Raw genomic sequence first — 7197 nt, forward strand, 5'->3', positions numbered from 1 at the left:
CCATCCCACCGCGGTGGATCCCGTTTCAGGGATGCATTTGAAGCGTCCCGGTTATTTTTCCGGGGTTACCAGCTGCACGACGCTGGAGAAGTCCAGCTTGCCGCGTCCGGCCTGGTGATTCATCGAGTACAGGTTGCGCGCCAGCTCGCCCAGCGGGATCGAGGCGCCTACGCTCATGGCCGCTTCCACTGCCAGACCCATGTCCTTGAGCATGAGGTCGCTGCCGAAGCCGCCGCTGTAGCCGCGCGATGCCGGCGCGTTTTCCAGCACGCCCGGCCACGGGTTGCATACTTCGGTGGCCCAGCTGCGGCCGGTGCTGACCGCCATCATCTGCGACAGCACCTTCGGGTCCAGGCCGTGCGCCACGCCGAGTGCGATGGATTCGCCGGTGACCGCCATGATCACGCCCAGCGCCATGTTGTTGCACAGCTTGGCGACCTGGCCGGCGCCGCTGGCGCCCACGTGGAAGATGTTCTTGCCCATCGCCTGCAGCAGCGGGCGGGCGCGTTCGAGCGCGTCCGTTTCGCCGCCGACGATGAAGGTCAGCGTGCCGGCCTGGGCGCCGGCGGTGCCGCCGGAGACCGGGGCGTCCAGCATCTGCAGGCCGCGTGCGGCAGCGGCTTCGGAGACCTTGCGTGCGGTGGCCGGGGCAATGGTGCTGCAGTCGATCACCAGCGCGCCGCCGGGGATGTCGGCCAGCAGGCCGTCATCGCCCAGGTACACGCCTTCGACGTGGCGGCTGGCCGGCAGCATCGAGATCACCACTTCGGCGTCGGTCAGGGTGTCGAGCGCGGAGCTGGCGGCGGTAGCGCCGGCGTCGACGGCAGCCTGCACGGCGGCCGGCACCAGATCGAATACGCGCACGGCGTGACCGGCCTTGGCCAGGTTGGCGGCCATCGGGCCACCCATGTTGCCCAACCCGATGAATGCAATACGGCTCATGCAAGGCTCCTTTCAGGAACGGTGGCGCCCAGATCGGCCAGCGGATGCGTGGCGTCGTTCCAGGGCGAAACGAAGAAGGTCTGCGCCCACTGCGGGGTGGCTTCGGCCAGGGTGGCCGGCTGCCAGCGCGGGGTGCGGTCCTTGTCGATCAGCAGCGCACGGATGCCTTCGGCGAAATCGCCGTGGGCGGCGCTGTGCAGTGCGGCGATGTATTCGAAGCGATAGACGTCGGCCAGCGATGCACCTTCCGCCCGCTTCTGCAGCTCCCACGCCAGGCGTGCCGAACCGGGCGCGCCGGCGGCGAGCGTGGCCTGCGCGGTCTGCAGCCACGGATCTTCGGTCTGCAGTGCGGCGATGGCGTTGACCACGGTGACCACGTCGTCGCCTTCGCAGAGCGCGTCGATGCTGGCCGCGTTGCGCAGCAGCGGACCGGTAGCGGCGTCGCTGGCGTGCTGCTGCAGCAGGTTGGTGAGCTGCTCGTGGTTGCGCTTGGCGTCGTCGCTCCAATGCACCTGCGCCAGCGCGCTGAACACGTCGGCACGCTGGGCTTCGGCGATATGGATGTCGGCCAGGCCGGCATAGATGGCGTCGCCTGCGTTGAGCGGTGCGCCAGTCAGGGCCAGGAACAGACCGCCCTTGCCCGGTACGCGCGGCAGCAGCCAGCTGCCACCGACGTCCGGGAACAGGCCGACGGTGATTTCCGGGAACGCCAGCTTCGAGCGCTCGCTGACCACGCGATGGCTGGCGCCGGACATCAGCCCGATACCGCCGCCCATGACGATGCCGTGGCCCCAGCACAGGATCGGCTTTGGATAGGTATGGATGGCGAAGTCGACGCGGTACTCCACGTCGAAGAACTCGGCGGCGTAGGCGTTGTCGCGCACGTCGCTGTGGCCGGCGTCGCGGTAGGCGCGCATGCTCTGGTACAGGCTGTGCAGGTCGCCGCCGGCGCAGAAGGCCTTTTCGCCGGCGCCCTGCAGAACCACCAGCGCTATGCCGTCGTCGGCTGCCCACGCGGTCAGGCGCTCGTGCAGCAGGTGCGCCATCGGCAGCGAGAAGCCGTTGAGGGTGCGCGGTGCGTTGAGCGTCGCGATGCCGATGCGCTTGCCGTTGGCAGCGCGCTGCTCTTCGAACAGCACTGGTGCTTCCGCAGCGGTCTCGGCCGTGCTCATGCGTTCTTCCACTGCGGCGCGCGCTTTTCCAGGAAGGCGTTCACGCCTTCGGCCTGGTCGGCGCGGTCGAACAGGTCGACAAAGGCCTCGCGCTCGGCAACCAGCGCCGAGGCATGGCTCATGCCACTGCGGGTGGACTGCACCAGGGTCTTGCACGCGGCCACGCTGGACGGGCTCTGCTTGCCGGCCTTCTTCGCCCATTCAAGGGCCAGGGCCTTGGACTCGCCCTTGCCGACCTTCTCTTCGGCAAGGCCGATCCGCACGGCGGTCTCGGCGTCGATGCGCTCGCCGAGCAGGATCAGGCGCTTGGCCCAACCCTCGCCCACCAGGCGCGGCAGGTTCTGGGTGCCGCCGGCGCACGGCAGCAGGCCCACGGTGGCCTCCGGCAGCGCGACCTGGGCGTGGTCTTCGATGATGCGCAGGTCGCAGGCCAGCGCGCATTCCAGCCCGCCGCCCATCGCATAGCCGTTGATGGCAGCGATGGAAACGCCACGGAAGCCGGACAGCGCTTCGAAGGCTTCGCCGAAACGGCGTGCGGCTTCGCGGGCCAGCGCCTTGTCGCCGGAGGCGAACTGCTTGAGGTCGGCACCGGCCGAGAAGAACTTCTCGCCGCCACCGGTGATCACCAGCGCGTAGATGCCGTTGTCGGCATTGAGCGCACCGACCAGGTCGCGCAGCGCGGACAGGCTGTGCACGGTCCAGGTATGGGCCGGCGGGTTGTCCAGCGTGACCACGGCGGTGTGGCCATCGGCTTCCACCTTCAGGCCAACGTGTTCGTGCGTGCGCCAATCCATCATCGCAGTTCCTCTTCGGTGTTGAGCAGGTGGCGGGCCACGATCACGCGCATGATCTCGTTGGTGCCTTCCAGGATCTGGTGCACGCGGCTGTCGCGCAGCAGGCGTTCGATCGGGTACTCGCGAATATAGCCGTAGCCGCCGTGGATCTGCAGCGCGTCGTTGCAGATCTGGAAACCGGCGTCGGTGGCGAAGCGCTTGGCCATCGCGCACCACACGGTGGCGTCGCTGGCACCGGCGTCGAGCTTGCGTGCAGCGGTGTGCACCATCTGCCGCGCGGCGACCAGCTGGGTGGCCATGTCGGCCAGTTTGAACTGCAGCGCCTGGAAGTCGGCCAGCGGCTTGCCGAACTGGCGACGCTCGCCCATGTAACGGCGTGCGGCGTCCAGCGCGCCCTGCGCTGCGCCCAGCGAACAGGCGGCGATGTTGATGCGGCCGCCGTCCAGGCCCTTCATGGCGAGCTTGAAACCACTGCCCTCTTCGCCGAGCAGGTTGCCGACCGGCACGCGCACGTTCTCGAAGGTGATGCCGCGGGTGGGCTGGCTGTTCCAGCCCATCTTCTCTTCCTTGCGGCCGTAGCTGATGCCCGGCAGGTCGGCCGGCACCGCGATGGCGCTGACGCCCTTGGCACCCGGGCCGCCGGTACGCGCCATCACCACCAGCAGCTCGGTGGCACCGGCGCCGGAGATGAAGGCCTTGGAACCGTTGAGCACGAAGTGGTCGCCATCGCGCACGGCGGTGGTCTTGAGCGAGGCCGCGTCCGAACCGGCACCCGGTTCGGTCAGGCAGTACGAAGCCAGCTTGCTGCCCGAAGACAGCGCCTGGCCCCATTCGGCACGCAGTGCGTCGGTGCCCCACTTGGAGACCATCCACGAGGCCATGTTGTGAATGCTCACAAAGGCGCCGGTGGACGGGTCCACATTGGCGAGCTCCTCGATGACGACGGCGGCGTCCAGACGGGTCAGACCGCTGCCACCGATATCGGGGTCCATGTACAGGCCACAGAACCCGAGTTCCCCGGCCTTGGCGATCGCCTCGCGCGGAAAGATGCCCTCCGCATCCCATCGCGCGGCGTGCGGCGCCAGTTCGGCCTGGGCGAAGTCACGCGCGGCTTCTCTATAGGCCTGCTGCGCTTCTTCGAGTTCCGTCGTCATCGAGTTGCTCATAAAAAAATACTCCGTGCCCTTGCAGGCAATTACTTCAAGCTGATCGTGGTGTTGACGCCGTGACCCAGGGTCTCCTCGTCAAACCAGCGCGCGGTGATGGTCTTGGTCTGGGTGTAGAACATGACCACCTGCTTGCCGTAGGGACCCAGGTCGCCGAGCTTGGACGCACGCGAACCGGTGAACGAGAACAGCGGCACCGGCACCGGGATCGGCACGTTGATGCCGACCTGGCCGACGTCGATCTCTTCCTGGAAACGGCGTGCAGCAGCGCCGGACTGGGTGAACAGCGCGGTGCCGTTGCCGTTCGGGTTGGAATTGATCAGCTCGATGGCGTCGTCCAGCGTTTCGGCTTCGAGGATGACCAGCACCGGCCCGAAGATTTCTTCGTCGTACACGCGCATGCCCGGCTTCACGCCGTCGAAGATGGTCGGGCCAACAAAGTTGCCCTTCTCGAAACCGTCCACCTGCGGGTTGCGGCCGTCGAGCACCAGCTTGGCGCCCTGCTCCACGCCCGAGGCGATCAGCGCTTCAACGCGCTCGCGCGCAGCGCAGGAGATCACCGGGCCGACGTCGGTACCGGCGACGCTACCGGCGCTGACCTTGAGGGTCTTGGCCTTGGCCACCAGGTCCGGCACCCACTCGCGGGCTTCGCCGACCAGCACCAGGGTGGAAGCCGCCATGCAGCGCTGGCCGGCCGCGCCGAACGCGGCACCGACCATGGCGTTGAGGCTCTGTTCCTTGTTGGCGTCCGGCAGCACCACGGCGTGGTTCTTGGCGCCCATCATGCACTGCACGCGCTTGCCGGCCAGCGAGGCGCGGTTGTACACGTGGGTGCCGACTCGGGTGGAACCCACGAACGAAACGGCCTTGATGTCCGGGTGGTCGCAGATCGCGTTGACCACCTCTTCGCCGCCGTGCACGACGTTGAGCACACCCTTCGGAATGCCTGCTTCCAGCGCCAGTTCGACCAGGCGCATGGTGACCATCGGGTCCTGTTCGGACGGCTTGAGCAGGAAGGTGTTGCCGGTGGCGATGGCCATCGGGAACATCCACAGCGGAATCATCGCCGGGAAGTTGAACGGGGTGATGCCGGCGCAGACGCCCAGCGGCTGCAGCAGGGTGTAGGTGTCCACGCCGTTGGCCACGTTGTTGGCCAGCTCGCCGAGCTGCAGGTTGCCGATGGCGGCGGCATGCTCGACCACTTCCAGGCCGCGGAACACGTCGCCTTCGGCGTCGGGCACGGTCTTGCCCTGTTCGGCGCTGAGGATGTGGGCCAGTTCGCCCATGTGCTCGCGGATCAGCTGCTGGTACTTCAGGAAGATGCGCGCGCGGGTGCCGATCGGGGTCTTGCGCCAGGTCTTGAAGGCTTCCTTGGCCGAGGCCACGGCGGCGTCCACTTCGCTCATGGTGGCGAACGGGACCTGGGCCAGGACGTCCTGGGTGGCCGGATTGACCACGTTCTGCCAGTGCGAGCTGGCCGATTCGACGAACTGGCCATCAATCAACATGCGGATACGGGGCGCTGCAACAGTCATGGCAATACCGGCGGGGTGCGAAAGGTGATTGGCATTATTCACATACGCTTACTCGCTTTCCGGGCTGTCTACGCTTAATCTGGCCAATGCCCGCTACGATTTCTGTTAATTCTGTGAATAGCCAGCTCCCCCAACGCCAGATCGGCCTGCGCCTGCTGCGCCTGCGTGAGCAGCGCGGCTACAGCCAGGCCGAGCTCGCCCGGGCGCTGGGGCTTTCGGCCAGCTACCTGAACCAGATCGAGCGCAACAAGCGCCCGCTCACTCCAGCGGTGCAGCACAAGCTGCGCGAGGTGTTGGGCGACGTTACCGACCTGTTCGACGTGGATGAGCCCGGTGCGCTGCAGGAAGCGCTGGGCCAGACCCTGCGCGACCTGGGCCTGGACGAGGTCAGCAGCACCGATCTGCGCGCCATGGCCGGCAACCTGCCGCAGATCAGCCACGCCCTGCTCGACCTGCACCGCCGCCACCTGCTGCTGCGCGAGCATGCCGCCGCGCTGGAGTTCCAGCTGGGCGACCCGCACGCCGGGCAGGCACTGCCGGCCGGCGACCAGGTGCGCGACTTCTTCAACCGCATGCACAACCACATTCCCGAGCTGGACGACCTGGCCGAGCAGCTGTTCGCCGAATGGGGGCTGGTGGCCGGGCATGTGGCGCCGCGCCTGCGCCAGCTGCTGGCCGACCGCCACGGGGTGCTGGTGGAGGTGGCGCCGCTGCAGGCCGGGCGCGAGAAGCGGGTGTACGACGGCGGCAGCCGCACGCTGTGGCTGCCGGACTACTTGGAGGCGGGTCAGCAGGCGTTCCAGATGGCGGCCGAACTGGCGTTGCTGGGCTATGCGGCGCAGATCGATGCGGTGATCGCGCGGGCGGGCTTCCGCGAACCGGAGCAGATCGCGCAGGCGCGGATCGGCATGTCCAACTACTTCGCCGGTGCGCTGGTGATGCCGTACGCGCAGTTCCTGCGTGCGGCCGAGCACAGCGCGTACGACATCGATGCGCTGGCGCATCGGTTTGGCGTGGGCTTCGAGGCGGTATGCCACCGGCTGACCACGCTGGCGCGGCGCAGTGCGCCGGGGCTGCCGTTCTTCTTCATCCGCGTGGACCGTGCCGGCAATGTGTCCAAGCGGCATTCGGCGACCGATTTCCACTTCTCGCAGGTGGGCGGTTCGTGTCCGCTGTGGATCGTGTACGAGGCGTTCAACCAGCCGGGCCGGGTGTTGACCCAGACCGCGCGCATGCCCGATGGGCGCCGGCATTTCTGGCTGGCGCGGCAGGTGAGCAGTGGGCCGGTGGGCCATGGGCAGCCGCGCAAGACGTTTGCGGTGGCGCTGGGCTGCGACCTGCAGCATGCCGAGCGGTTGATCTATTCGCGCGGGCTGGATATCCAGAGCCCCGGCAATTCGGTGTCGATTGGACCCGGTTGCCGGGTGTGCCCGCGCCAGGATTGCATGCAGCGTGCATTTGCGCAGTTGCCGGGACGGGCGTAGCCCGCCCGGCAACTGTAGTGCCGGCCGCCGGCCGGCTCCAAGGGGTGTTTGGCATCTGGCCCTGCTGTTCACGACATCCCTGATCAACATCTGGAACTTCATGG

6 protein-coding genes are annotated in these 7197 nt (G+C 67.7%); 1 reads left to right on the forward strand and 5 read right to left on the reverse strand.

Translation table 11 applies throughout. The features are described 5' to 3' along the window. Positions 1 to 51: 51 nt before the first annotated feature. Genes mmsB through HGB51_RS19950 form a run of 5 tightly spaced genes read right to left on the reverse strand, consistent with a single transcriptional unit; the run spans position 52 to position 5609 of the window. A complete protein-coding gene (gene mmsB, locus HGB51_RS19930; protein WP_070208458.1) occupies positions 52 to 942 on the reverse strand; it encodes a 3-hydroxyisobutyrate dehydrogenase in 891 nt (296 codons plus the stop codon). Then, positions 939 to 2114 carry an enoyl-CoA hydratase/isomerase family protein gene (locus HGB51_RS19935; protein ID WP_070208457.1) on the reverse strand — a complete coding sequence of 392 codons (1176 nt, stop codon included), beginning with the start codon at positions 2112 to 2114 and terminating at the stop codon, positions 939 to 941. The genes mmsB and HGB51_RS19935 overlap by 4 nt, the downstream gene beginning before the upstream one ends. Next, positions 2111 to 2911, reverse strand: a complete 801-nt coding sequence (locus HGB51_RS19940; RefSeq protein WP_070208456.1) for an enoyl-CoA hydratase — start codon at positions 2909 to 2911, stop codon at positions 2111 to 2113. Before HGB51_RS19940 ends, HGB51_RS19935 begins: the two co-directional genes overlap by 4 nt. Further along, positions 2908 to 4062, reverse strand: coding sequence for an acyl-CoA dehydrogenase family protein (locus HGB51_RS19945; protein WP_484600368.1), 1155 nt, complete (start codon positions 4060 to 4062; stop codon positions 2908 to 2910). The genes HGB51_RS19940 and HGB51_RS19945 overlap by 4 nt, the downstream gene beginning before the upstream one ends. 41 nt (positions 4063 to 4103) lie before the next feature. Next, complete coding sequence (locus HGB51_RS19950; RefSeq protein WP_070208454.1) at positions 4104 to 5609, reverse strand: CoA-acylating methylmalonate-semialdehyde dehydrogenase; 1506 nt, start codon at positions 5607 to 5609, stop codon at positions 4104 to 4106. Positions 5610 to 5722: 113 nt separating this feature from the next. Here HGB51_RS19950 and HGB51_RS19955 point away from each other — a divergent pair, with 113 nt between their 5' ends. After that, positions 5723 to 7093, forward strand: coding sequence for a helix-turn-helix domain-containing protein (locus HGB51_RS19955; RefSeq protein ID WP_070208453.1), 1371 nt, complete (start codon positions 5723 to 5725; stop codon positions 7091 to 7093). Positions 7094 to 7197 lie beyond the last annotated feature (104 nt).

Origin of the sequence: Stenotrophomonas bentonitica (genome assembly GCF_013185915.1) — a bacterium.
Taxonomy (GTDB): Bacteria; Pseudomonadota; Gammaproteobacteria; order Xanthomonadales; family Xanthomonadaceae; genus Stenotrophomonas; species Stenotrophomonas bentonitica.